This is a genomic window from Aliiglaciecola aliphaticivorans, assembly GCF_054782055.1.
The window spans coordinates 1-22,219 of sequence record NZ_BAAGTF010000009.1 but is presented as its reverse complement, the minus strand read 5'-3'; the positions used below and the strand labels follow the sequence as shown (position 1 = coordinate 22,219).

At 41.8% G+C, this 22,219-nt stretch carries 22 protein-coding genes; 14 read left to right on the top strand and 8 right to left on the bottom strand.

All coding sequences use genetic code 11. From position 1 onward, the window contains the following. Position 1: 1 nt before the first annotated feature. The gene (locus ACYVIL_RS05265) at positions 2-658 is read right to left on the bottom strand and encodes a LysE family translocator (protein ID WP_303472130.1); all 657 of its coding nucleotides are present in this window, start codon (positions 656-658) and stop codon (positions 2-4) included. Continuing rightward, positions 658-1,377, bottom strand: a complete 720-nt coding sequence (gene cobB, locus ACYVIL_RS05260; protein ID WP_460311822.1) for a Sir2 family NAD+-dependent deacetylase — start codon at positions 1,375-1,377, stop codon at positions 658-660. The genes ACYVIL_RS05265 and cobB overlap by 1 nt, the downstream gene beginning before the upstream one ends. Before the next feature lie 101 nt (positions 1,378-1,478). Between cobB and ACYVIL_RS05255 the strand changes: the two genes are divergently transcribed. From ACYVIL_RS05255 to ACYVIL_RS05230, 6 genes are all read left to right on the top strand, one after another. Further along, a complete protein-coding gene (locus ACYVIL_RS05255) occupies positions 1,479-2,291 on the top strand; it encodes a MurR/RpiR family transcriptional regulator (protein WP_460311821.1) in 813 nt (270 codons plus the stop codon). 84 nt (positions 2,292-2,375) lie between these two features. Further along, positions 2,376-3,563 (top strand): amidase, encoded by a 1,188-nt coding sequence (locus tag ACYVIL_RS05250; RefSeq protein WP_460311820.1) that lies wholly within the window; start codon positions 2,376-2,378, stop codon positions 3,561-3,563. After that, positions 3,560-5,155 (top strand): gamma-glutamyltransferase family protein, encoded by a 1,596-nt coding sequence (locus tag ACYVIL_RS05245; protein WP_460311819.1) that lies wholly within the window; start codon positions 3,560-3,562, stop codon positions 5,153-5,155. The genes ACYVIL_RS05250 and ACYVIL_RS05245 overlap by 4 nt, the downstream gene beginning before the upstream one ends. A gap of 19 nt (positions 5,156-5,174) precedes the next feature. Continuing rightward, positions 5,175-5,996: a sulfite exporter TauE/SafE family protein gene (locus ACYVIL_RS05240; RefSeq protein ID WP_460311818.1), complete on the top strand. Its 822-nt coding sequence runs from the start codon at positions 5,175-5,177 to the stop codon at positions 5,994-5,996. An 8-nt stretch (positions 5,997-6,004) separates the two neighbouring features. Beyond that, entirely contained in the window at positions 6,005-7,228 is a 1,224-nt protein-coding gene (locus tag ACYVIL_RS05235) for a pyridoxal-phosphate-dependent aminotransferase family protein (protein ID WP_460311817.1), read from the top strand. Between the two features lie 2 nt (positions 7,229-7,230). Continuing rightward, positions 7,231-8,484, top strand: a complete 1,254-nt coding sequence (locus tag ACYVIL_RS05230; protein WP_460311816.1) for an allantoate amidohydrolase — start codon at positions 7,231-7,233, stop codon at positions 8,482-8,484. A 32-nt stretch (positions 8,485-8,516) separates the two neighbouring features. Here ACYVIL_RS05230 and ACYVIL_RS05225 read toward each other — a convergent pair whose 3' ends face one another. Then, complete coding sequence (locus ACYVIL_RS05225; protein ID WP_460311815.1) at positions 8,517-9,368, bottom strand: sulfurtransferase; 852 nt, start codon at positions 9,366-9,368, stop codon at positions 8,517-8,519. Further along, on the bottom strand, positions 9,358-9,675 hold the full coding sequence (locus tag ACYVIL_RS05220; protein ID WP_303472148.1) for an antibiotic biosynthesis monooxygenase family protein: 318 nt from the start codon (positions 9,673-9,675) through the stop codon (positions 9,358-9,360). Before ACYVIL_RS05220 ends, ACYVIL_RS05225 begins: the two co-directional genes overlap by 11 nt. A gap of 55 nt (positions 9,676-9,730) precedes the next feature. Here ACYVIL_RS05220 and ACYVIL_RS05215 point away from each other — a divergent pair, with 55 nt between their 5' ends. Then, positions 9,731-10,327, top strand: coding sequence for a cupin domain-containing protein (locus ACYVIL_RS05215; protein ID WP_303472150.1), 597 nt, complete (start codon positions 9,731-9,733; stop codon positions 10,325-10,327). A gap of 58 nt (positions 10,328-10,385) precedes the next feature. Here ACYVIL_RS05215 and ACYVIL_RS05210 read toward each other — a convergent pair whose 3' ends face one another. The 3 genes from ACYVIL_RS05210 to ACYVIL_RS05200 are packed head-to-tail and all read right to left on the bottom strand — an operon-like array spanning position 10,386 to position 12,966. Continuing rightward, positions 10,386-11,381 carry an adenosine deaminase gene (locus ACYVIL_RS05210; protein ID WP_460311814.1) on the bottom strand — a complete coding sequence of 332 codons (996 nt, stop codon included), beginning with the start codon at positions 11,379-11,381 and terminating at the stop codon, positions 10,386-10,388. Positions 11,382-11,400: 19 nt separating this feature from the next. Next, positions 11,401-12,306, bottom strand: a complete 906-nt coding sequence (gene puuE / locus ACYVIL_RS05205; RefSeq protein ID WP_303472154.1) for an allantoinase PuuE — start codon at positions 12,304-12,306, stop codon at positions 11,401-11,403. 15 nt (positions 12,307-12,321) lie between these two features. Continuing rightward, positions 12,322-12,966 carry a TetR family transcriptional regulator C-terminal domain-containing protein gene (locus ACYVIL_RS05200; protein WP_303472155.1) on the bottom strand — a complete coding sequence of 215 codons (645 nt, stop codon included), beginning with the start codon at positions 12,964-12,966 and terminating at the stop codon, positions 12,322-12,324. A 283-nt stretch (positions 12,967-13,249) separates the two neighbouring features. On the opposite strand from ACYVIL_RS05200, the gene xdhA reads away from it, so the two are divergent. Genes xdhA through ACYVIL_RS05165 form a run of 7 tightly spaced genes read left to right on the top strand, consistent with a single transcriptional unit; the run spans position 13,250 to position 21,300 of the window. Continuing rightward, complete coding sequence (gene xdhA / locus ACYVIL_RS05195; protein ID WP_460311813.1) at positions 13,250-14,689, top strand: xanthine dehydrogenase small subunit; 1,440 nt, start codon at positions 13,250-13,252, stop codon at positions 14,687-14,689. Then, on the top strand, positions 14,682-17,060 hold the full coding sequence (xdhB, locus tag ACYVIL_RS05190; protein WP_460311812.1) for a xanthine dehydrogenase molybdopterin binding subunit: 2,379 nt from the start codon (positions 14,682-14,684) through the stop codon (positions 17,058-17,060). Before xdhA ends, xdhB begins: the two co-directional genes overlap by 8 nt. Beyond that, positions 17,060-17,914 (top strand): xanthine dehydrogenase accessory protein XdhC, encoded by an 855-nt coding sequence (gene xdhC, locus ACYVIL_RS05185; RefSeq protein ID WP_303472322.1) that lies wholly within the window; start codon positions 17,060-17,062, stop codon positions 17,912-17,914. Before xdhB ends, xdhC begins: the two co-directional genes overlap by 1 nt. Next, entirely contained in the window at positions 17,911-18,417 is a 507-nt protein-coding gene (gene uraD / locus ACYVIL_RS05180; protein ID WP_303472160.1) for a 2-oxo-4-hydroxy-4-carboxy-5-ureidoimidazoline decarboxylase, read from the top strand. The genes xdhC and uraD overlap by 4 nt, the downstream gene beginning before the upstream one ends. 15 nt (positions 18,418-18,432) lie before the next feature. Beyond that, complete coding sequence (gene uraH / locus ACYVIL_RS05175; protein ID WP_303472162.1) at positions 18,433-18,756, top strand: hydroxyisourate hydrolase; 324 nt, start codon at positions 18,433-18,435, stop codon at positions 18,754-18,756. A 6-nt stretch (positions 18,757-18,762) separates the two neighbouring features. Then, complete coding sequence (gene guaD / locus ACYVIL_RS05170; protein ID WP_460311811.1) at positions 18,763-20,091, top strand: guanine deaminase; 1,329 nt, start codon at positions 18,763-18,765, stop codon at positions 20,089-20,091. Then, positions 20,092-21,300, top strand: coding sequence for a urate hydroxylase PuuD (locus ACYVIL_RS05165; RefSeq protein WP_303472166.1), 1,209 nt, complete (start codon positions 20,092-20,094; stop codon positions 21,298-21,300). Between the two features lie 12 nt (positions 21,301-21,312). Here the strand turns inward: ACYVIL_RS05165 and ACYVIL_RS05160 are convergent, their stop codons facing one another. Continuing rightward, the gene (locus ACYVIL_RS05160) at positions 21,313-22,053 is read right to left on the bottom strand and encodes a formimidoylglutamase (RefSeq protein WP_460311830.1); all 741 of its coding nucleotides are present in this window, start codon (positions 22,051-22,053) and stop codon (positions 21,313-21,315) included. Positions 22,054-22,219: the final 166 nt, after the last annotated feature.

The following is a 22,219-nucleotide window of genomic DNA, read 5'->3' as shown; positions in this document are numbered from 1 at the left end:
ATTAAGTGGAAAAAACCAGATTTACCGCCAGTACAATTAATATCACCCCCATAAAACGATCAAATATATAACCATTTTTTTGTAAGGATGATCGAATTTTCGTGCCACTCATCAGGTAAGACAAAAAACAAAACCAAACTCCTGTGGCAAAGGCCAAATAAAGACCATAGCTTAATTTTATGAGTACTGGTGTGTGTGGAGAGACGGCCACAGCAAATACTGTCAAAAAAAACAACGTTGCTTTGGGATTCAAGCCGTTTGTCATTAAACCAATTAAAAATGACTTTTTATCAGAGGTAAGCCGCTTTTCTGTGGATTCTGTTGTGAATGATACACTATTTTCTAGTGGCGTGGCTTTACTCCGAATAGCCCCCCACCCTAAATACAATAAATATGCCGCCGCTATATACGCAAATGCTTGAAATAACCAAGGGGTCGTTTTAATTAAGATCCCTATTCCCAGTAATGAATAGGCGACATGGATCAAGATACCCACGCCCACTCCCACACTTGTAAACATTGCCGAACGCCGTCCACTGCTAATACTTTGTTTCAAAACCACGGCAAAGTCAGGGCCGGGGCTAGCCACAGCAAAAAAATGTAAGGTTGCTATAGCCGCAAATTCGATCCAATAAGGGGAAAAATCAGGAAAACTCATTACTTTATTAACGACGCTATGTAATTTGGAATGACATTTGTAGCTGGCCCATAATAGCTTTCACTAAATGCAGTAAAACCGTTGCTCGGTTCTAAGTTTAGCTCAACACAATGGGCCCCATGAAAACTCGCTTGCTCGACAAACCCCGCTGCTGGGTAAACGTTTCCTGAGGTTCCTACTGATATAAATATATCTGCTTTGCTTAGGGCGTCAGATATTTCATCCATATACAGAGGCATTTCCCCAAACCAAACAATATTAGGACGGATCATACTTGGTTGTTGACAACATTCGCACTGACTATTTTGATCGTACTGCTCTTTGGTTTGACTCACTTTTTGACTTCCCATACAGCGGTAGCTGAGCAACTCACCATGCATGTGTAACACTCGTTTTGAACCCGCTCTTTCATGTAAGTCATCCACATTTTGAGTGATCAAAAGAAAGTTGTCGGCCAAATATTTTTCCAGTTCAACTAAGGCTAAATGCCCCTTGTTAGGTGCGATGTCTGGGGATTGCAGTTGCGCTCTGCGCTGATTATAAAAACGATAAACTAAATCAGGGTTACGCACAAAGGCTTCAGGTGTCGCCACATCTTCAACGCGATGTTTTTCCCATAAGCCATCATTATCCCTAAAGGTTTTTAAACCTGACTCAGCAGAGATGCCGGCACCGGTTAACACAACTACTTTGCTCGATTTTGAGAAGCCTTCAAACATGATTTGTATTTTATTCCTTAATAATGAATTGTTTAAACTTTGTAGATGGCGCGCTTTTAGTTACACTAGCTCTGGATTTACTCATTGACGTGGAAAATGGTTTGCCAAAATCTAAATTTGTAAAGCTAATCTCACAATCTTACCAGCAGCTGTCTCCTAATGGGCGGAAAATTGCCAATTACTTGCAACAAAATCCCACTGATGTGCTAACCCTATCGGTAGCAGAGATAGCACAAATCACATTGACTTCAAAAGCTACTGTTAGTCGATTTTTCCGGCAACTCGGTTACGACAACCTACAACAAGTCAAAGAGCAAATGCGCAACGCGCGCAATGCAGGTGTCCCTCTGGGCACTGCCCATAAAAATAATGATTATATTACTCAGGAATTAGATCGAATAAAACAAACTTGGGATAACGTTAAGTCTGAAGATATCAATCAGTTAGTTGAGTCAATCACCTTGGCTTCTCGAATTACATTAATTGGCTTTAGAAATAGTTACCCCGTCGCCATGCATTTTCGCCAACAACTCCTCCAAATACGCGGTAAAGTGAGACTTTTACCCTTGCCAGGTCAAACACTCGGGGAAGAAATAGAAGACATCTCTAAGGATGAATTAGTCATCATAATTGCCTTTCGTCGTCGCCCTAAAATCGTTGAAAAACTCATCAACCTAATTCCCCAAGAGCAACTTGTATTAATGGCAGATCCCTCTGCGCAAATATACAAAGAACAGGTCAACCAATTATTTATATGCCAATTAGGACAAGAATTGCCCCTCGACAGCTATTCCGCTCCCATGAGTGTTATTTCAGTAATCTGTAATCAAATCCTAAACTCGGAAATTTACGCTAAACAAAATCGTATTGATGCGATTTCAAATTTGTTTAAACAATTAGACGAATTAGAATAAAAACTGGCATTTACTGATTTGTTTCTCTTGACTAATTGGTGAAACAGTTGTTTCATAGGGGTATGTTTAATTAAGATTGGTTTCATGAACTTCTCATTTCACTCGCCATTCGTACTACCCGTTAAATTAGATATAAACAAAACACGTTACCGCGCAAAAATACAGCCCTTAAAAGGTTGGACTCTGGCTGTAAAAGATTTGTTTGATATTGACGGTATGGTCACAACTGCTGGAAACCCAGATTGGGCAGCAACACATCCGATTCCAACTCAGACATCGGAGACTGTCACTCGCCTGCTTAATGCCGGTGCCGAATTTGTAGGTAAAACCATTACCGATGAATTGGCCTACAGTCTAAATGGTCAGAATATACACTATCCTTCACTAGTAAACTGTTTGGATGAGGAGCGTATTAGTGGTGGCTCATCAAGCGGCACCGTTGTCGCTGTTGGACGTAATTTAGCGCGAATAGGGTTAGGTACGGATACAGGTGGCTCCATTCGTGTACCAGCAAGTTATAATAATTTGGTTGGATTTAGACCCACACAGGGTCTTATTTCGTTAAAAAATGTTGTCCCCCTAGCCCCTTCATTTGATACGCCTGGATGGATCACAAACACAATTGCAGATGCTATCGAAGTCGCTAAATGTCTCATCCCCAATCAACACCTAGATGATCATAGCTTTAGCACCCCAGTTGTACTTACCGATTTGATTGAATTAACGCAATATAAATCTGAGATTGAAGATTGGCTAAAAGCAACCTTTTCTCATCAAGATGTAACAAGCCAAGCAATCACCGCCGTTGATGTTGAAATGGCATCTAACGCATTTAGAGTGTTACAAGGAAGAGAAATCTGGCAAACTCATGGTGATTGGATTACAAACTCACAACCTAAGTTTGCAGACGATATACAACAACGATTTGATTGGTGTAAAACACTCACTATAGAAGACGAGCTATTCGCCATCGAACAACAACAAAAAATAAAAAATAAGGTTGCTACACTTTTAACCCAAGACCAGTATTTACTATTACCCACTACCCCTGGTCCTGCGCCAAGAATTGATACTTCGGCATTAGAAATTGCAGACTATCGAAAAAAGCTTATGCAATTTACCTGTATTTCCGGTTTAACAGGTTGTCCACAATTACATATGCCGCTATTTAAACAACATAAAACAGCCTATGGTTTGTCGATTTTAGGACCTAGAAATAGCGATTTATCGTTATTAAGCTTAGGCCAAAAACTTATGGGAACGGCTAAATGAAACATAAAACACAAAATATAGAACATACATCTACCACAACAGGCTTTACCGCTCCCCATTATGCAGCAGCGCAAGCCGGACAACATATTCTGGATACGGGAGGCACAGCCATTGAAGCTATGGTTGCAGCAGCTGCCTCAATTGCGGTGGTGTATCCCCATATGAATGGTTTAGGGGGAGATGGTTTTTGGATAATTAGTGAACCCGGAAAAGCCCCTATTGGTATTGATGCTAGCGGTTGTGCAGCGAATCTTGCCACTTCAGAATTCTATCAAGATCTTGAAGCCATCCCATCAAGAGGCGGAAAAGCGGCGTTAACGATGGCCGGTGCAGTTTCAGGTTGGCAAAAGGCATTAGAAGTCAGCCAACAATGGCAGCAAAATAAACCGTTAAATGAACTGTTATCAACCGCAATCGGACAAGCCCAATGGGGACTGGAAGTGACGCAAAGTTTAACAGACGCCAGTTTTAAGACATTTGACGAATTACACCAAAGTCCTCCGTTCGATCAGTTTTTAATCAAAGGTAAAGCCCTCAAAAAAGGCAAAATTGTTAAATTGCCAAAATTAGCAAACACCTTATCCCAATTAGCTGAAAAGGGACTGGATGATTTCTATCGAGGTGACATTGGTAGGCAATTAGCTGCTGATTTAACTGCAGCAGGTTCACCTTTGCGGGAAAAAGACTTCATTGAGTATCAGGCTAAGTTAGTCGACCCTTTGAGTGTGGATATTTCCGTTGGTAAATTATACAACCTTGGTGCGCCAACCCAGGGAGTTGCTTCGCTGCTTATACTGGCATTGTTCGACAAAGTTAAACATTTGGCGTCTGGCGAACATGAATATCCCCATTTATTAATCGAATGTACTAAACAAGCCTTCTTAATTCGTAACCAATTTGTTACTGATGGAAGTCGATTAGAGCGTCCTTTAGAAGAGATGCTGGATGATTCAATTATTGATGCTTTGGCAACGAAAATTAGTGCAAGCAAAGCACTAGATTGGCCAAATGAAGCGAAATTGGGTGATACCGTGTGGATGGGAGCCTGTGATAACTCAGGCAGAATGGTAAGTTATATCCAAAGTCTATATTGGGAATTCGGCAGCGGTGTAGTGTCAGACTCAACAGGGATTGTATGGAACAACCGCGGCACCTCTTTTAGCTTAGATGAAAATTCAAACCAATACTTAACGCCAGGTTTAAAACCATTTCACACCTTGAATCCAGCATTCGCAGAACTTAAAGACGGAAGACGAATAAGTTACGGCACTATGGGTGGTGAAGGTCAACCACAAACCCAAGGGGCGATTTTTAGTCGCCATGTTTTCCAAAACTTATCCTTGGACGAAGCAATTGAATCTCCCAGATGGTTGTTAGGACGTACATGGGGAGATCAATCCCATAATCTAAAAATCGAAGCCGACATTGATCCACTCATTCTTGAATCATTGCAAGCTAAGGGGCACGACATTGCGATTGTTCCCCCCAATAACGAAATGATGGGTCATGCTGGCATGATAATACGCAATCCAGATGGCCAAGTCAGTGCGGCTACCGATCCCCGTAGTGACGGCAAAGCCTTTCCTTACTAAAAAAGAGAAGTAATAGTATATGGATTTAATAATCGAAAATTACCCAACAATACTCGCACTCATGGCAACAGGAGTGTTTGCAGGTATTTTAGCGGGTTTACTGGGTGTCGGTGGCGGAATTGTTATTGTTCCCGTATTGTATTTTTTGTTCCAACACTTTGGCGTTGAGCCAAGTTCTGCCATGTTAATTGCCACAGCCACATCACTGGCAACCATAGTTCCTACATCGGTAAGTTCAATTCGTTCCCATCGCAAAAAAGGCAATGTCGATTTCGAATTACTTAAATTTTGGTGGATATTCGTGTTACTTGGTGTCCTCATTGGCAGTTTCTTAGTCACCATCGTAAATGGTTACTGGTTAACCTTAATGTTTGCCATTATCGCCACATTGGCGGCGTTGAATATGCTGTTTAGAGCCTCTAAACCACCTATTTTCAATCAGCTTCCCAAGGGCCCAGGCCAAAGCGTTATTGCTAGTATTATTGGTATGTTGAGTTCCATGGTCGGCATCGGTGGTGGCACCCTGTCAGTGCCTATTTTAACCGCCTTTAACTACCCTGCCCATAAAGCGGTGGGAACGGCTGCCGCCATTGGATTAATTATTTCCCTGCCGGGAGCCCTAACCATGTTGGTTCTAGGCCAAACACCTGTAGATGCACCTATTTTTACCTATGGATTGGTTAACCTAGTGGGCTTTATTTGTATCGTCCCACTGACTGTTCTTTTTGCCCCAGTAGGTGCTTCTCTTGGCGCTAAACTAGATGGTAATTTATTAAAAAGAGTGTTTGCCGTTGCCTTGTTAATTACCGGCGGTCGAATGCTTATTCAAGTGCTACTTTAAGGAGAATCATGTCGTTACTTAGCCCCCCACCTCGCCTTTTAATGGGTCCTGGTCCAATAAATTGTTATCCGCGGGTCCTGAATGCCATGTCTACTCAGCTGGTTGGACAATATGATCCTGTTATGACAGGTTACATGAATGAAGTCATGTCGTTATATCGAGGTGTATTCAATACCCAAAATGATGCAACATTATTGATAGATGGTACTTCCAGAGCCGGCATTGAAGCGGTCTTGGTATCTTGTATTGAACCTGGCGATGACGTATTGGTGCCTGTGTTTGGGCGCTTTGGACATTTATTGGCAGAAATAAGTGAGCGTGCTGGAGCGAAAGTTCACACCATTGAAGTTCCTTGGGGTGAGATTTTCCAGCCAGAACAAATAGAACAAGCCATTCAAAAAATACGTCCAAAAGTGTTGGCATTAGTACAAGGTGATACGTCTACCACAATGCTACAACCTCTAGAAAATATTGGCGAAATTTGTGAAAAATACGATGTTTTATTTTACAGCGATGCCACCGCTTCAATAGGGGGTAACCCGTTTAAAGCCGATGAGTGGAAATTAGATGCAGTTTCTGTTGGCTTACAAAAGTGTCTTGGCGGCCCCTCAGGCAGTGCACCTATTACGTTGAGTGAAAAATACGTGCAACGAGTGAGGCAAAGACAACATGTTGAAGCTGGCATTCGAAATGAGCAACACGCAGATGGCTTAGGTTTGCGAATACGTTCAAATTATTTCGATATTCCAATGATCCTTGATTATTGGGGAGAAGAACGACTCAACCACCATACTGAAGCTACCTCGATGTTATATGCGGCTCGAGAATGCGCCCTGCAACTATTAGAAGAAGGGGTCGAAAACAGCATTCAACGCCACAAATTACATGGTGATGCAATGCTCGCAGGTGTTAAGGGTCTGAACCTATCGCCATTTGGGGATTTAAAACACAAAATGAATAATGTGGTTGGTGTTTATATTCCAGAAAATGTCAATGGCGAGCAAATTCGTGAACAACTTCTGCACCAATATAACATTGAAATTGGTACTTCTTTTGGTCCTCTTCACGGCAAAATATGGCGTATTGGGACCATGGGCTATAACGCCAGAAAAGATACGGTTTTACATACATTACAAGCACTTGAAAATACATTGAGGCGCGCTGGTCACCAATTACAACCTGGTTTGGCTACCGATATGGCCTTTGATGTTTATGCAAACGAGGAGAACTAAAGATGTTTACTTCCTATGTTCAAACTGTCCTCCAACGATGTGACGAATTGGCGTTAATCAGTCAAAATCCAGACTACATAGATCGTCGCTATTTAACCAAAGAACATAAGCTCGCAAATCAGTTAGTCGCAAGTTGGATGGAACAAGCTAAAATGCGCACTTGGCAAGATGAGGCGGGTAATCAGTGGGGAAGTTATCAAAGTCCTTATGAAAATGCCGAAACCTTAATTATCGGTAGTCATTTAGATACCGTTCCCAATAGTGGCAAATATGATGGCATCTTGGGTGTACTGTTACCGTTGAGTTTAGTTCAATGGTTTGCAGATAACGCCATTGACTTACCATTTAACCTTGAGATTGTTGGCTTCGCTGATGAAGAAGGCACGCGTTTCGGAACCACTTTATTGGGCAGCAGAGCCGTAGCAGGAACCTGGCAAGATCGATGGGCAGGCCTGTTGGATAAAAATAATGTCACTGTTGCTGCAGCACTGCGAGAATTTGGGCTTAATATCAACAATATTCATAATGCCAGCAGAGCACAAAGCGGACTATTGGGGTTTGTTGAAGTACACATTGAGCAAGGCCCTGTTTTAGAGAGTCAACATTTACCCGTAGGAATTGTAAGCGGTATTGCCGGTGCTAAACGCTATAAAATAGATATTGAAGGTCACGCTGGTCATGCTGGAACCGTGCCTATGGCATTACGTCAAGATGCCATAGCGGGGGCTGCGGAAATGATTTTAGCCATAGAGCAGGCTGCAATTGAACATGAGGTTGTAGCCACTGTGGGGCAGATTCAATCACAAACTAATGCCGTGAACGTGATCAGCGGTAACGCAACGATTAGCTTAGATGTTCGCAGCTTAGACAATAGCAAACGTGATCAATGTATTGAACAGATCAAAAGTAAAGTGGCACATATCGCACAACTGCGCGGGCTAAAAGTAGCGGAACATCTAACCCACGAAGCCGATGCAACCCTCTGCCACCCAGAGATCATGTCACAACTCGAAGCGGCTTGTGCAATGAATAATATTAACCCCTTCGTGTTAAGTTCGGGTGCCGGACATGATGCCATGGCAATGGCTGATTTGTGCCCAACAGGCATGTTGTTTGTAAGATGCGCTAAGGGGATCAGTCACCACCCTGCTGAGTCAGTGACTTTTGAAGACGTTAAAGATACGATGTTAGTGTTAAAATCTTACGTGGAACAATTAGCAAAGCAATACGGTGAAAGTAGCGAGCTGGTAGCCTAAAGCGCACTATTTTCACCTTCAATAATTCGACGTTATTCAATAGGACACAAGGGATCAGACCCCCACTCGCTCCAAGAACCGTCGTACACAGCCCAGTTTTCATTACCTATTTGGTAAGCTGCTAGGGCCAATATACAAGCGGTAACACCTGAACCACATGAAAATATTAGCTGGGTTTGAGTACCGTCTATCATCGGCTCAAATAGCTGTTTGATGGCGGAGGAATTGATAAACTTTCCGTCATTTAATAATTGAGCATAATGCAAATTACGCGAACGGGGAATATGGCCGCTTCTCACCCCTTTGCGTGGTTCGGCCTCGGTGCCATTGAACCTAGCCGCGCTTCGCGCATCAATTACAAGGCAATCCTGATTATTCAAATTATCCAGAATATTCTTCTTATCCACCAATAATTGTTCATTAAAGGTAACCTTGTATTGGGTTTTTTCACGGTTTTTAACTAACTCATCTGCAACGTCTAATCCTGCATCGATCCAAGCTTGCAGGCCGCCGTCTAATACAAAAACCTTGTCATGACCCATAACTTTCAACATCCACCACACCCGCGGTGCGCTAAAACTGCCTTGATCATCATAAATCACTAGCGTGGAATCATTATTGATCCCCAAATTCGACATTTCTTTAGCAAAATGTTCAGGAGAAGGCAATGAATGAGGTAGACCACTGTTCTTGTCGACAAAGACATTGTCGAAGTCAAATAAAATTGAATTGGGTAAATAGCACTTTTCACTCTGTTTACTGATGTAATTAACCGGAAAATCCACATCAGTAAATAATATGTTGACCCTTTCGCGTTGCAATAAGTCTTGTAATTGGGCTGGCTGAATTAGGGCTCGATTGGTTTCTATCTGATTAGAATTCATAGTCTCTCTCTACTTTGGCTATCCTTACAGCGTAAGATGAATACCATTTCTGTTTTCCAATTTGCTGGGCGGCTAAGTGTTCTTTATGGTTTTTCCACTGCTTAATTGACTCGAGATCACGCCAATACGAAACCGTAATCCCTAAATCTTGCCTTGCTGACTCAACCCCTAAATAACCTGACATTTGCTGTGCTAATGCCAGCATCTGGTTTGAAGTCTCAACATAGCTATCATCGATTTCACTGGCCAATGATGTAAAGATAACGGCATAGTATGGTGGTTTAGGCGTATTCGCCATTTGCGTCATTCTTCAACTCCTTGATATAGTGACTTACCTAAATAGTTTAATAAACCCCATATTTATGAAGTTATCAATATATTATCTCACTGCAAGCTTTTTAGCGTTAAGTGCTTGTTCTAACCAAAGTCAACGAGAACTAAACATGGCAGAGCCAAAACCAAGCATTCAGCAATTGGTGGAAACCTTAGATTTAGAGCCTCACGTGGAAGGTGGGTATTTCAAACAAACATTCAAAGCTGACGCCCAACCCCTTATAAATACCCCTAAAGGTACTAGGGTAACAATGACATCCATTTATTATCTGCTAAGCGCTGATAGTCCCATAGGTCATTTCCATCGCAATACATCAGATATCATGCATTATTTTCATGCTGGGGATCCTATTACCTATTACCTCATTCATCCCGATGGTACTTTGCAAACAAAAGTATTAGGTCCAGACGTACTTGCCGGGCATGAGTATCAATTTGTCGTAAAAGGTGGCGTGTGGAAAGCTTCAAGCATTTCCCCACAAGGTCAAAATGGCTATGGATTAATTGGAGAAGCGGTGGCGCCAGGTTTTGAATACACCGACATGGAGTTAGCGAATAGACAAGTATTAAGGGAAAAGTTTCCCCAACATGCATCACTAATTACACGCTTAACCCGAGAACATTAGTAATTGAGTAATATAGGAAGCTGAGGTTAGATAGCTTAGTTTCTTTAAACTCAGTTTTCTAAACTAGGTTATCTATTTGTGCTATCCAATGGGCTTTTTGTTGTTCACTTAGAAAGCTTCCAGTAAAACCGTTTTTGACCAGCTTTACCAATTGTTGTTGATTCAAATTGAGCCCTTTGTGCAGGGCTTCAAAGTTTTCATTTAGGTAACCGCCGAAATAGCTAGGATCATCAGAATTAACGGTGACTAAAATATCCTTAGCCAGAAGATCGAGAATATTATGCTCTGCCATATCATCAAATACGCACAATTTAGTGTTTGATAGCGGACAAACGGTTAACGGCATTTGAGTTTCTACCAGAGTCTGCAATAGTTTAGGATCATCTACACTTCTGACGCCGTGATCAATTCGATCTACCTTTAAAAGTGTAAGGGCTTGCCATATGTAATCTGCCGGCCCTTCTTCTCCTGCATGGGCGACACAGGCTAAACCAAGTGATTTAGCTTGTTCAAATACCCTAACAAATTTTTCAGGAGGGTTACCCAATTCAGAGCTATCTAAGCCTACAGCCTCAATATGCTGCAAAAAGGGTTTAGATGCTTGTAAGGTATCGATGGCATCTTGCTCACTTAAATGACGTAGAAAGGACATAATTAACATACTAGATTGTCCCCATTGCTGGGAAGCATCGTCCATCGCCCGCACAAAACCGCCCATAAAGGTTTCAAAGGGAACTCCCCTTTCAGTATGGGTTTGAGGATCAAACATCATTTCCGTATGCACTATATTTTGCGCTTTGCACTTGCACAAATAACGCCACATCAATTGATAAAAATCTTCTTCATCAACCAATACCGAAGCCCCCAAATAATAAAGATCTAAAAAGCTCTGAAGATCTTCAAAATTATAAGCAGCATGAATCTCATCGATACTTTTATAGGGTAAATCAACATGATGTTTATGACTTAACTCAAGTAATAAATCGGGCTCTAGCGTCCCTTCTATATGCAGGTGCAATTCCGTTTTCGGTAATTGTTGAATTAAATTGTTCATATTGACTCTTTTATAATTTTTATTTTTTGAGCGGAAAATGGGTTAACCAGTGCTGAGCAATTTGCTCTCGAGTACAAAGCCAAACATGCTCAAAACTTTGAATGTACTCAATAAATCGACGCAGGGCTGCCAAACGCGCGGGACGACCTATAATTCGACAATGTAGACCGATAGACAACATTTTAGGCGCCTCTTCCCCTTCAAGATATAAGGTATCAAATGCATCTTTCAAATACTGAAAAAACATCTCACCATTGTTGAATCCCTGAGGAGTGGCGAAACGCATATCATTGGTGTCGAGTGTATAAGGCACCATCAAAAGTGGTTTACTGTAATGCTGATCATAATAAGGTAAATCATCAGCATAGGTGTCTGCACAATACATAATGTCATCACGTTCTGCGATGAGTTTAAGTGTGTTAGGGCTGGTTCTACCGGTATACCACCCACTAGGCGCAGAGCCCGTGATTTTTTGATGTAGATGGATAGATGCATCGATTAACTTGCGTTCTTTTTCCAATGGCATATCTTGGTAATCAATCCAACGCATGGCGTGGCTGGCAATTTCCCAATTGGACGCTAGCATAGCTTCAACCGCTTCTGGATTCCGCTGTAGCGCCATGGTCACTCCAAAAACGGTTACCGGAACCTGAAGTTCGTTAAGCAATCGGTAAATGCGCCAGAAACCCGCACGGCTACCATATTCATATAAGGTTTCCATACTTTGATGTCTATCCGCATAGGCTTTCGCACCAATTATTTCAGACAGGAAAATTTCCGAAAATTCGTCGCCATGCAACACACAGTTTTCACCACCTTCTTCATAATTTAGAACGAATTGAATGGCAATTTTGGCTTTATTAGGCCATTTAGGATGAGGCGGAAATTGCCCGTAACCTTTCAGATCACGAGGATAAGATTGCATAGTTATTTTCCTTCTTTATCGATATTTCTCTGGTATCTCTAAGCTACAACCTTTCAATATTAAATTGATAATTGATTTGGTCGCTTCCTCAAATTCCGCCCTGTCCATCTCTTTACCTTGTAAATGAGTAATTTGCGCAGAAAAATCAGCATAATGTTGGCAACAGGCCCAGATGTTATAGAGCAAGTAATGGGCATTTGCAGTTTGAATTTTACCTTCGTCTATCCAATGTTGGATAACCTCTACTCTGCCTTCCATCCAAGCAGCATGTTGTTCTTTGTAAAAACCATATAAATTAGGGGCCCCATTGATGATCTCTAATGCGAATATACGGGACGCTTCTGGTCTAACTAAAGAAAACTCCATTTTATCTGTTATATAACGGGCTAAAACTTCCGCAGGGTCATCATCTTTTGTGGCTTCATCAAATACCGAGTTCCATAATTCTAGAATTTGTTGTAAAACTGCTAGATAAAGATTTTCTTTACTTTTAAAGTAATATAGTACATTCGTTTTAGGCAATTGGGCTCTGTCAGCGACTTGCTGAATACGAGTGCCTTTAAAACCATGTTTTGCGAATTCATGTTCGGCTGCATTTAAAATTAATTGTTTATTTGCTGCGCCTATTCGGCCTTCTTTATTGATTTTATTATCTGTCATGGTCCATTATTTCTATTATTGAAGGGAGGAGCCTTTACAGGCGTACGTCTATCATCCTTTTAACAATGTATCATTAGTTATTGGCTTTTCTAAGTCGCCATGCAAACTATTTTAAATAAAACTATCAATTACTTTCAATATAAGTTGACCAATTGGTCAGGTTTTATATTATAGGGATAGTAACAGACAATCAAAACAAAAATTCGCAATATTAGTTTGTTCAAATATTCAAGAACATTGATATTTAAAATAATGATCAACCAATGGGTAGCCGGGAAAAACTATGGTTCAATTTTTACTTAACAATGTGAAGACTGATATTGATTCAGTGGAAACGGATCTAACCGTTCTGGACTATCTTCGTGAACATCAGGGGTTGTGTGGCACGAAAGAAGGATGTGCTTCCGGTGATTGTGGTGCTTGCACCGTGGTTTTAGCGCAATTAAATGCCCAACAAGATGCCATTGAATACAAGTCAATCAATAGTTGCGTGACCTTCACTAGCGCACTGCAAGGTAAGCAACTTATTACTGTTGAGCATATATCCGACGGGAAACAATTACATCCAGTGCAATCTGCCATGGAAACCCAGCATGCCTCACAGTGTGGTTTTTGTACTCCTGGCTTCGTCATGTCGCTTTTTGCCATGTATCATCAAAACACACAACCTACTCGACACAACGTTGAATTGGCATTGTCAGGAAACTTATGCCGTTGCACCGGTTATCGCCCTATTATCGATGCTGCCCTTTCCAGTTGTGATGGGAAAGTAGCCGATAAATTCGATGAATCAGAACGACAAACCATTGAGCTACTAAAGTCTATTGAAGCCCACAACCCAGGTTTAGACGGGCTATTTGTCCCAACTTCCCGGCAAGCTCTCGGCAAACTAGTTGAAACCTATCCTAATGCGCGTTTTGTAGCGGGCAGTACGGATCTCGCATTAGAAGTCACTCAACAACTAAAAAATCTTGATTGTTTGATCGATCTTAAATTCGTTCCTGAACTAAACCAAATGACGCTCACTGATACCCATTTAGTCATTGGTGCGGCATTGCCATTTAACCAAATTGACCCCTTACTTTTGCAACATTTTCCTAGCTTAAACGAACTTTTATGGCGATTTGCTTCGGTTCCCATCCGCAATCAAGCAACTCTAGGTGGAAATGTAGCCAACGCCTCTCCTATTGGTGATATGCCACCGGTTTTATTGGCATTAAATGCTGAAATTTCAGTGGATGATGGTAGTTCCCAAAGGAAAATTCCAGCCAGATCATTTTTCCTTGATTATCGTAAAACCGCATTGCAAAAAGGAGAATGGATAGACTCTATTCACCTCCCTTTGTTGCAATCAAACGCAATACTGAAAGCCTACAAAGTATCGAAACGCATGGAAGATGATATATCTGCAGTCTGTGCCGTCTTCCAAGTCATAATTAAGGATGACAAAATTGAAAGCCTGTTTACTGGCTTTGGCGGTGTTGCCGCAACACCTGTAAGTGCCAGTGAATTTGAACAAGCTATGCTAGGCGCTACTTGGAGCTCATCAGAAACCTTGGCATTGGGTAAACAATTATTACTCAAAGCCTTCCAACCTATGGATGATGTTCGTGCTTCAGCCCAATACCGTACAGATTTAGTGGTTAATTTATGGCATCGCTTTTGGTTGGAAAACACCCAGCAAAACAATCTAATTGAAACACGGGTGGTAAATCATGCGTAAACTCATTGATCTGGAACTAGACAATACCCCTTCTGGAAAGATTGGCACATCAAGCAAACATGAAAGTGGCAAGCGTCACGTGACAGGCAGCGCCATTTACGTTGATGATAAAAATTTACCAGCAAATACTTTATTTGCCGCCATAGGTACCAGTAAGGTTGCTTGTGGGAGCATTCAACAAATGGATCTGTCAAAAGTATGGTCTAGTCCAGGTGTAGTAGATGTCATTACGGTAGACGATATCCCCGGACATACAGACATTGGCCCAGTTTTTAAAGGGGATCCCATACTCACTAGCGATAAAGTTAGCTTTAATGGGCAAGCCATTTTTGCTGTTTTAGCGACCTCTGTCCGTTTAGCCAGACAAGCCGTACTCAATGCCGATATCACCTACAGTCAATTACCGGCCGCTTTAAATACCGACGATTCTCATCAAAAACAAGATTTTGTTCGTCCAGCTCACAAGATGCAACAAACCTATTCTTCATTAGATGAACAACAAGGGCTGCATCAAATAAAGTCCTGTTTAGATGTGGGAGGCCAAGAACATTTGTACCTTGAAGGACAAGTCTCTGTGGCAGTTCCCCAAGAAGAAGATCGCATGATGATCTATACCTCTAGTCAACATCCTAGCGAAGTCCAGAAATTAGTCGCCGAAGTGTTAGACGTCTCAATTAACAAAGTGACCGTTGATATGCGTCGTATGGGCGGCGGGTTTGGCGGTAAAGAGACACAAGCGGCACAATGGGCCTGTATTGCAGCAGTTTTAGCCGCGCGTCAATCCGTACCAGTAAAAATTCGATTACCGCGAATGCTCGATATGCAAGTCACAGGCAAACGCCACCCATTCACTAATAAATACAGGGTGAACTTTAATCAAGATGGAATCATTCAATCCAGTGAGTTTGAAATAAATGGCGATTGTGGCCATTCTCCGGATTTGTCCGACGCAATAGTTGACCGTGCCATGTTTCATGTGGACAACGGATATCATCTTGGCCAAACAGACGTTATCGGACATAGGTGCAGAACCAATAAAGTCTCACACACTGCATTTAGAGGTTTTGGCGGCCCCCAAGGCATGATTGTCGCAGAAGATATGCTGGATAAAATTGCCCGGCATAGAAAACTCGACCCACTAACCGCCAGGAAACGCAACTTTTATCAAAACGTAGGGGTCAACGAAACCCATTATGGAATGCCAATCGGCCAAAACGTATTGCCTGATTTAATCGAAAAGTTGGAACACAGCAGTGATTATTGGCAACGTAGAAAACACATTCAGGAATTTAACCAGTCCAGTCCAATCATTAAGAAAGGACTGGCCTTAACACCAGTAAAATTCGGCATTTCATTTACTGCTAAACATCTCAATCAGGCTGGAGCACTGCTGCACGTATACACTGACGGTAGTATTCAAGTAAACCATGGCGGCACCGAAATGGGCCAAGGGTTACATACCAAAGTCGCGCAAGTGGTGGCCAACGAGTTTGGTTTACCCATTGATAAAATAGAGGTTACCGCTACCCGTACGGATAAAGTGCCCAACACCTCCCCAACTGCGGCATCCAGCGGAACCGATATGAATGGTAAAGCGGCACAAAATGCCTGTATTGAAATTAAACAACGTTTAGCGCCGTTAATGGTGAAGTTGTTTAAGCAACAATCAACAGAACAAAGCAGCAATGATAATGAGCAAACTGTAGGTATTGATGATGTGAAATTTATCCATCAGCATGTCTGTTTGCATGACTTTAAACTTCCTTTTGCGGAGCTCATTCAAACCGCCTATTTTGAGCGCATATCACTTTCAACTACAGGGTTCTACCAAACCCCTAAAATTCACTATGATCGCGAAACGGGGAAAGGACGTCCGTTCTTCTATTTCGCCTATGGCGCATCATGCAGTGAGGTGCTCATTGATACTTTAACCGGTGAAATGCGAGTTGAACGTGTGGATATTCTCCATGATGTGGGAAACAGCCTTAATCCGGCCATCGATATTGGTCAAATCGAAGGAGGATTTATTCAAGGAATGGGATGGTTAACCACCGAAGAATTATTGTGGGATAAAAGCGGTAAATTAATCAGTAATAATCCAGCGACCTATAAAATACCAGCTATCGGAGACACCCCAAGAACCTTTAATGTAGATCTTTACCCCCATGCCAATACTGAAAATACAATCTACAACTCTAAAGCCGTGGGCGAACCACCTTTAATGTTGGCTATCTCTGTTTGGTGTGCAATTAAAGACGCAATATCCAGCTTATCAGACTATACATTGGATCCGGAATTAGATACCCCAGCCACGCCTGAAAAAATTCTAAAAGCTTGTCAGAATATAGCGGCTTCAAGGGATGCTGATTGATGATAAAGAATCAGTGGTTTGATGGCGTTATGCATTGCGAAAATACCGCAAAAGCCTATGTGGTATTAACCGTAATGGGCTCAGTAGGTTCAACTCCTCGCCCTCAAGGCACCAAAATGGTGGTCACTGAAGATCGGATTTTTGATACCATCGGCGGCGGGCAACTTGAACATTTGTCGATTCAAAAAGCACGGGAATTACTCGCCAGTAAAAATCAAATCCAACATGTTGAGTACTTTCCGTTAGGGGCTAAATTAGCCCAATGTTGTGGCGGTGCAACCCATGTATTATTTGAAGTTTTCTGCCAACATGTAAATCAACTGATGATTTTTGGCGCCGGTCACGTGGCACAAGCTCTTGTGCCCATTATATCGCAACTGCCTTTAAATATTATTTGGGTAGATTCTCGACAAGAGATGTTTGATCAAGTCGATAAATCACAGCTTCAACTACCCGCGAATGTCAGTACCTTCATTGCTGATGATTGCGTCGATGCACTTGATGAATACCCAGCCGATTTTGTCTTGGTCATGACCCATGATCATCAGCTAGATTATGAACTAGTACACAAAGCAATCCACATTGATCATGTGCAGTATTTAGGCTTAATCGGCTCTCAAACCAAAGCCAAACGCTTCCAAACTCGCCTTACTAATCATGGCGTTAATGAACAATTGCTGGAAAAGCTAGTTTGCCCCATTGGCATTGCCGATATCCCGGGTAAACGCCCTATAGAAGTTGCCGTGTCTGTAGCCGGTCAACTGATTAAATTACTCCATAAACAAGAATCAAAGGTAACCCAAAATAGCCAAGAGGCTTGGTTACAAACCAAGGAAATTGCGAAATTACTATGACCTTAGATGAACTCAATCGATTACCTGAACCCGAAGCTTATCAATGGTTTAAGAGTTGCTGTGAATCCACTACTTGGTCAAGATTCATGGCTCAGACTCGTCCTTACACATCCGTTGAGCAGATCAAAATAGTTGCCACCGAAAAATGGCCTAGTTTAACTGATGATGACTACTTAGAAGCCTTTAAAGCGCATCCGATGATTGGCGACATTAAAACCTTAGAAGCCAAATATGCCAATACTTCAGGCTTAGCTGAACAAGAACAAGCCAGTGCCATAGGCGCAGATCCTATGGTCTTAGAGGAGCTTCATCGTCTTAACCACTTATACCTTGAAAAGAACCATTTTATTTTCATCATATGTGCTACCGGACAAAGTGCCGAGAACATGTTGGCGGCAATTAAAGAGCGCATACACAACGATACTAAAACTGAAATTGCGTTAGCAGCCCAACAACAATTAAAAATCGCTTTATTAAGAATCGAAAAAGGCCTAAACGCCTAAACAGAGAATCAATTTATGAATAGTTTATCCAGTCATGTACTTGATACCGCAGCAGGGAAACCTGTGGCTAACTTAGCGTTACATTTAACGACCCCAGATGGTAGCGTGGTGCAGGCCAAAACAGATAGTGATGGCCGTTGCAATCAATGGAATAACATCCAATTTGTCGCCGGTCACTATCAACTACGATTTTCCGTCGAAGCCTATTTAATTGAAAAACACGGCGAAAGTTTCTACCCCTTTGTTGATGTTAACTTTACCTTACCTGAAGATGGTGGACACTATCATGTGCCTTTGTTGATCTCACCATACGGTTTTAGTAGTTACCGAGGCAGCTAAATAAATATGAGTTCAGATTTGCAAGTATTTCGCAGTAGCATTCTACACTTTCCAGAAGCCACGGACTCTCCAGAGCAGAGTTACGCGTACTTTAAAGATGGATATTTGGTTACGCGTAACGATAAAATAGCTTCAGTGGGTGATTATTCATCCCTACCCGAGGAGTTTTCTTCGTTACCGGTTAATGACTATCAAGGTAAGCTATTGTTACCGGGCTTTATTGATAGCCATTTACATTTTCCGCAAACAGAAATGATAGCCAGCTATGGCGAGCAATTACTCCAATGGTTACAAAACTTTACGTTTCCCACAGAAACAAAATTTCAAAACCATGATTACGCACACGCCATGGCAGAATTGTTTTTAAGCCAATTGTTTTGTAATGGCACCACCACGGCCATGGTCTATTCCAGTGTCCATAAACAAGCCACAGATGCACTTTTTAGCGCAGCAACAGCCCATCAAATGGCATTAATTGCTGGTAAAGTGTGTATGGATAGAAATTGTCCAGAAGACTTACAAGACTGCCCAACTTCTGCTCAGCTAGATAGTGCTGAGTTAATTGAAAAGTGGCATAACAAAAATCGTACTAAATACGCTTTAACCCCAAGGTTTGCTCCTACCAGTACAGAAGGTCAGTTAGCTGCGTTAGGTGAATTAGCGCAACAATACGACGATGTCTATATTCAAACACACTTATCTGAGAATACCCATGAAATTGCTTGGGTCAAAGAGCTTTATCCACAACATCAACACTATTTAGATGTATACGATCACCATCATCTCGTTAGAAAAGGTAGCGTGTTTGGACATTGTATTCATTTACACCATGCTGAGTGGGATTTACTTGCACAAACAGACGCCACTATCGCCTTTTGCCCTTCTTCAAACTTGTTTTTAGGCAGTGGATTGTTCAATCTTGACAAAGCCAGGCAACCATCGGTAAACGTTGCATTAGCCACAGATGTGGGTGCAGGTACCTCATTTAATATGCTTAGAACGATGGGAGATGCCTATAAAGTTTGCCAGCTCAACCATAGTCAACTTTCAGCATTAAATGGCCTGTATATGATGACACAAGGAACGGCTGCAGCGCTGAATTTAGACCACAGTATTGGTAATTTAAATCCCGGAAGCCACGCAGATTTTGTCATTCTGGATCCTAAATTTAGCCAACTAAGTGAAATTAGAACAAATTCATTAATCTCAGAAGGGTCAATTGACCTACCTTCTGATGTTTTGTTTGCTTTGAGTATGTTAGCAGATGAACGCACAACTGAAGCCACATACATCGCTGGTAAAGCGGTGTTTAAACAACCCACTAGGAGCAATTAAATGGTTTGGATGGACTGGGTATCACTGTTTATTCGTTGGTTTCACGTCATCGCCGGGGTGGCCTGGATTGGTGCATCTTTTTATTTTATTTGGTTGGATAATAACTTACAGGCTCCGCCAGATTGGAAAAAAGACAAAGGTATAAAAGGCGATCTTTGGGCCGTCCATGGGGGAGGTTTTTATGAAGTGGCCAAATATCAATATGGTCCTGAAAAAATGCCTGAAACCTTACATTGGTTTAAATGGGAAGCTTATACCACCTGGATAAGTGGGTTTTGTTTACTCATCCTAGTGTACTACTTTGGCGCCTCAGCATTTCTAATCGATCCCAATGTGATGGAGCTCACCCAAACCCAAGCCATACTAATGGGACTAGGTTTAATATTTGGTGGAATGCTGATTTATGAAGTCGCTTGTCGAAGTCCATTAGGGAAAAATCCACTGGCATTTGCGTTTTTCCTACTACTATTATTAACCCTTGCTGCTTGGTTGGCCACGCAATGGTTTAGCGGTCGGGGCGCGTATATCCATATTGGTGCGCTTATTGGAACCATAATGGTGGCTAATGTGTTTCTACAGATAATGCCATCTCAACGTGCCATGGTGGATGCAGTGAAGAACAAACAAGCGGTTGATCCAAGCTGGGGAGAAAAGGCCAAGTTACGTTCAGTTCACAACAACTACCTCACCCTGCCGATCTTGTTTATTATGATCAGTAATCATTACCCCATGACCTATTTGCACGAGCAAAACTGGTTAGTGTTGATTGCGCTGTGTGTAGTTTCGGCGTGGATAAGACATTTTTTCAATTTAAAACATCTGGGTGTGGTAAAACCATCGATCTTGATTAGCGGCGCTGTCGCCATGCTGGCAATTGCTATTTGGGTCTCAGCCCCAAATATGTTTGCAACAGAACACAGCAATAATCAGAAAACACAGCAAAATACAGAGCAAGTTAGTCTAAGCCAAGTTAAACAAATTTTAGATAAGCACTGCCTATCTTGTCACTCAACCAGCCCAACTGACGATATGTTCCCTTCGCCGCCGTTAGGGCTGGTTATGGATGATTGGAAAGATGTTGAAAACAAATTGAGTGTTATCTATCAACGAGTATTTGTGACGCGTGACATGCCATTTTTAAATAAAACAAAAATGACTGACGAGGAACGTCAAATAGTCGCAGACTGGTATCTACAAAACTTAAATTAACATTTGGGGTTGTTAGTTGTGATCAAAACCGCTTTCAGCCTTAGCATGAACTGATTCAAATAAGATCCGAGCCGCTAATTTAGCGGTTCGTGCATCGATATCGTATTTTGGATTCAGTTCTGCAATATCCATTAACCGCCAATTAAAATTTAGACTAGCTTGTTGTTCACATAACCAACGTATAATCGCAATAACAAAAGGTACGGAAATTCCCAAACTACTGGGCGCACTCACGCCAGGAGCCAATGCCGCTGGAAATGCATCTAAACAAACCGTCACATAGACCTCATCAACTCCCTGCAACATGGGAGTTAACAACCCTTTAGCTTTTACCAAATCCGTATTCCATTGACAATCTTCATCCAATAAATAGCCCACTTTAAGGCTATTCGCACAATCAAATAACACCTGGGTATTCGCCCCTTTGGCCACTCCTAAACAAATATAATGAAAGGATTCACCGTCTAACTCGCAGGTTTGGGCTATTTGGTAAAAAGGTGTGCCAGAACTTGCGTGAGGTAACGGTTTTCGGAGGTCAAAATGGGCATCGAAGTTGATAATACCGATTTTTGCTTTGGGTTTTGCACGCAGATAATTGCGCAAGCCAGCATAACTCGCCAGCGCTATCTCATGGCCGCCCCCCAAGCCAATAACAAATTTAGAAGAGTTCAACGCTCCGTTAATTTGCTGTGCAAAGTGATCTTGTGTTGCTTCTAAATTGTTTTGTTGTTGCACATTTCCCAAGTCTTTAATTGAGTGATTTAGATGCCATGCAAAACTACAGATGTTAGAACGAATTATAGTCTTTCAACCTTAATTATCTACACTTAGATTGTTTAGGTTATGTGCTCATTACATACGAATATTGAGCGATATTCATTTGATGATTTCTGCTTTTCTTTCGATGCAATGAGTCACT

Excerpts from the sequence above, each read along its gene's own strand:
- ACYVIL_RS05265 (WP_303472130.1), bottom strand. The coding sequence starts at position 658 with ATGAGTTTTCCTGATTTTTCCCCTTATTGGATCGAATTTGCGGCTATA.
- cobB (WP_460311822.1), bottom strand. The coding sequence starts at position 1,377 with ATGTTTGAAGGCTTCTCAAAATCGAGCAAAGTAGTTGTGTTAACCGGT.
- ACYVIL_RS05250 (WP_460311820.1), top strand. The coding sequence starts at position 2,376 with ATGAACTTCTCATTTCACTCGCCATTCGTACTACCCGTTAAATTAGAT.
- ACYVIL_RS05245 (WP_460311819.1), top strand. The coding sequence starts at position 3,560 with ATGAAACATAAAACACAAAATATAGAACATACATCTACCACAACAGGC.
- ACYVIL_RS05240 (WP_460311818.1), top strand. The coding sequence starts at position 5,175 with ATGGATTTAATAATCGAAAATTACCCAACAATACTCGCACTCATGGCA.
- ACYVIL_RS05235 (WP_460311817.1), top strand. The coding sequence starts at position 6,005 with ATGTCGTTACTTAGCCCCCCACCTCGCCTTTTAATGGGTCCTGGTCCA.
- ACYVIL_RS05230 (WP_460311816.1), top strand. The coding sequence starts at position 7,231 with ATGTTTACTTCCTATGTTCAAACTGTCCTCCAACGATGTGACGAATTG.
- ACYVIL_RS05225 (WP_460311815.1), bottom strand. The coding sequence starts at position 9,368 with ATGAATTCTAATCAGATAGAAACCAATCGAGCCCTAATTCAGCCAGCC.
- ACYVIL_RS05220 (WP_303472148.1), bottom strand. The coding sequence starts at position 9,675 with ATGACGCAAATGGCGAATACGCCTAAACCACCATACTATGCCGTTATC.
- ACYVIL_RS05215 (WP_303472150.1), top strand. The coding sequence starts at position 9,731 with ATGAAGTTATCAATATATTATCTCACTGCAAGCTTTTTAGCGTTAAGT.
- ACYVIL_RS05210 (WP_460311814.1), bottom strand. The coding sequence starts at position 11,381 with ATGAACAATTTAATTCAACAATTACCGAAAACGGAATTGCACCTGCAT.
- puuE (WP_303472154.1), bottom strand. The coding sequence starts at position 12,306 with ATGCAATCTTATCCTCGTGATCTGAAAGGTTACGGGCAATTTCCGCCT.
- ACYVIL_RS05200 (WP_303472155.1), bottom strand. The coding sequence starts at position 12,966 with ATGACAGATAATAAAATCAATAAAGAAGGCCGAATAGGCGCAGCAAAT.
- xdhA (WP_460311813.1), top strand. The coding sequence starts at position 13,250 with ATGGTTCAATTTTTACTTAACAATGTGAAGACTGATATTGATTCAGTG.
- xdhB (WP_460311812.1), top strand. The coding sequence starts at position 14,682 with ATGCGTAAACTCATTGATCTGGAACTAGACAATACCCCTTCTGGAAAG.
- xdhC (WP_303472322.1), top strand. The coding sequence starts at position 17,060 with ATGATAAAGAATCAGTGGTTTGATGGCGTTATGCATTGCGAAAATACC.
- uraD (WP_303472160.1), top strand. The coding sequence starts at position 17,911 with ATGACCTTAGATGAACTCAATCGATTACCTGAACCCGAAGCTTATCAA.
- uraH (WP_303472162.1), top strand. The coding sequence starts at position 18,433 with ATGAATAGTTTATCCAGTCATGTACTTGATACCGCAGCAGGGAAACCT.
- guaD (WP_460311811.1), top strand. The coding sequence starts at position 18,763 with ATGAGTTCAGATTTGCAAGTATTTCGCAGTAGCATTCTACACTTTCCA.
- ACYVIL_RS05165 (WP_303472166.1), top strand. The coding sequence starts at position 20,092 with ATGGTTTGGATGGACTGGGTATCACTGTTTATTCGTTGGTTTCACGTC.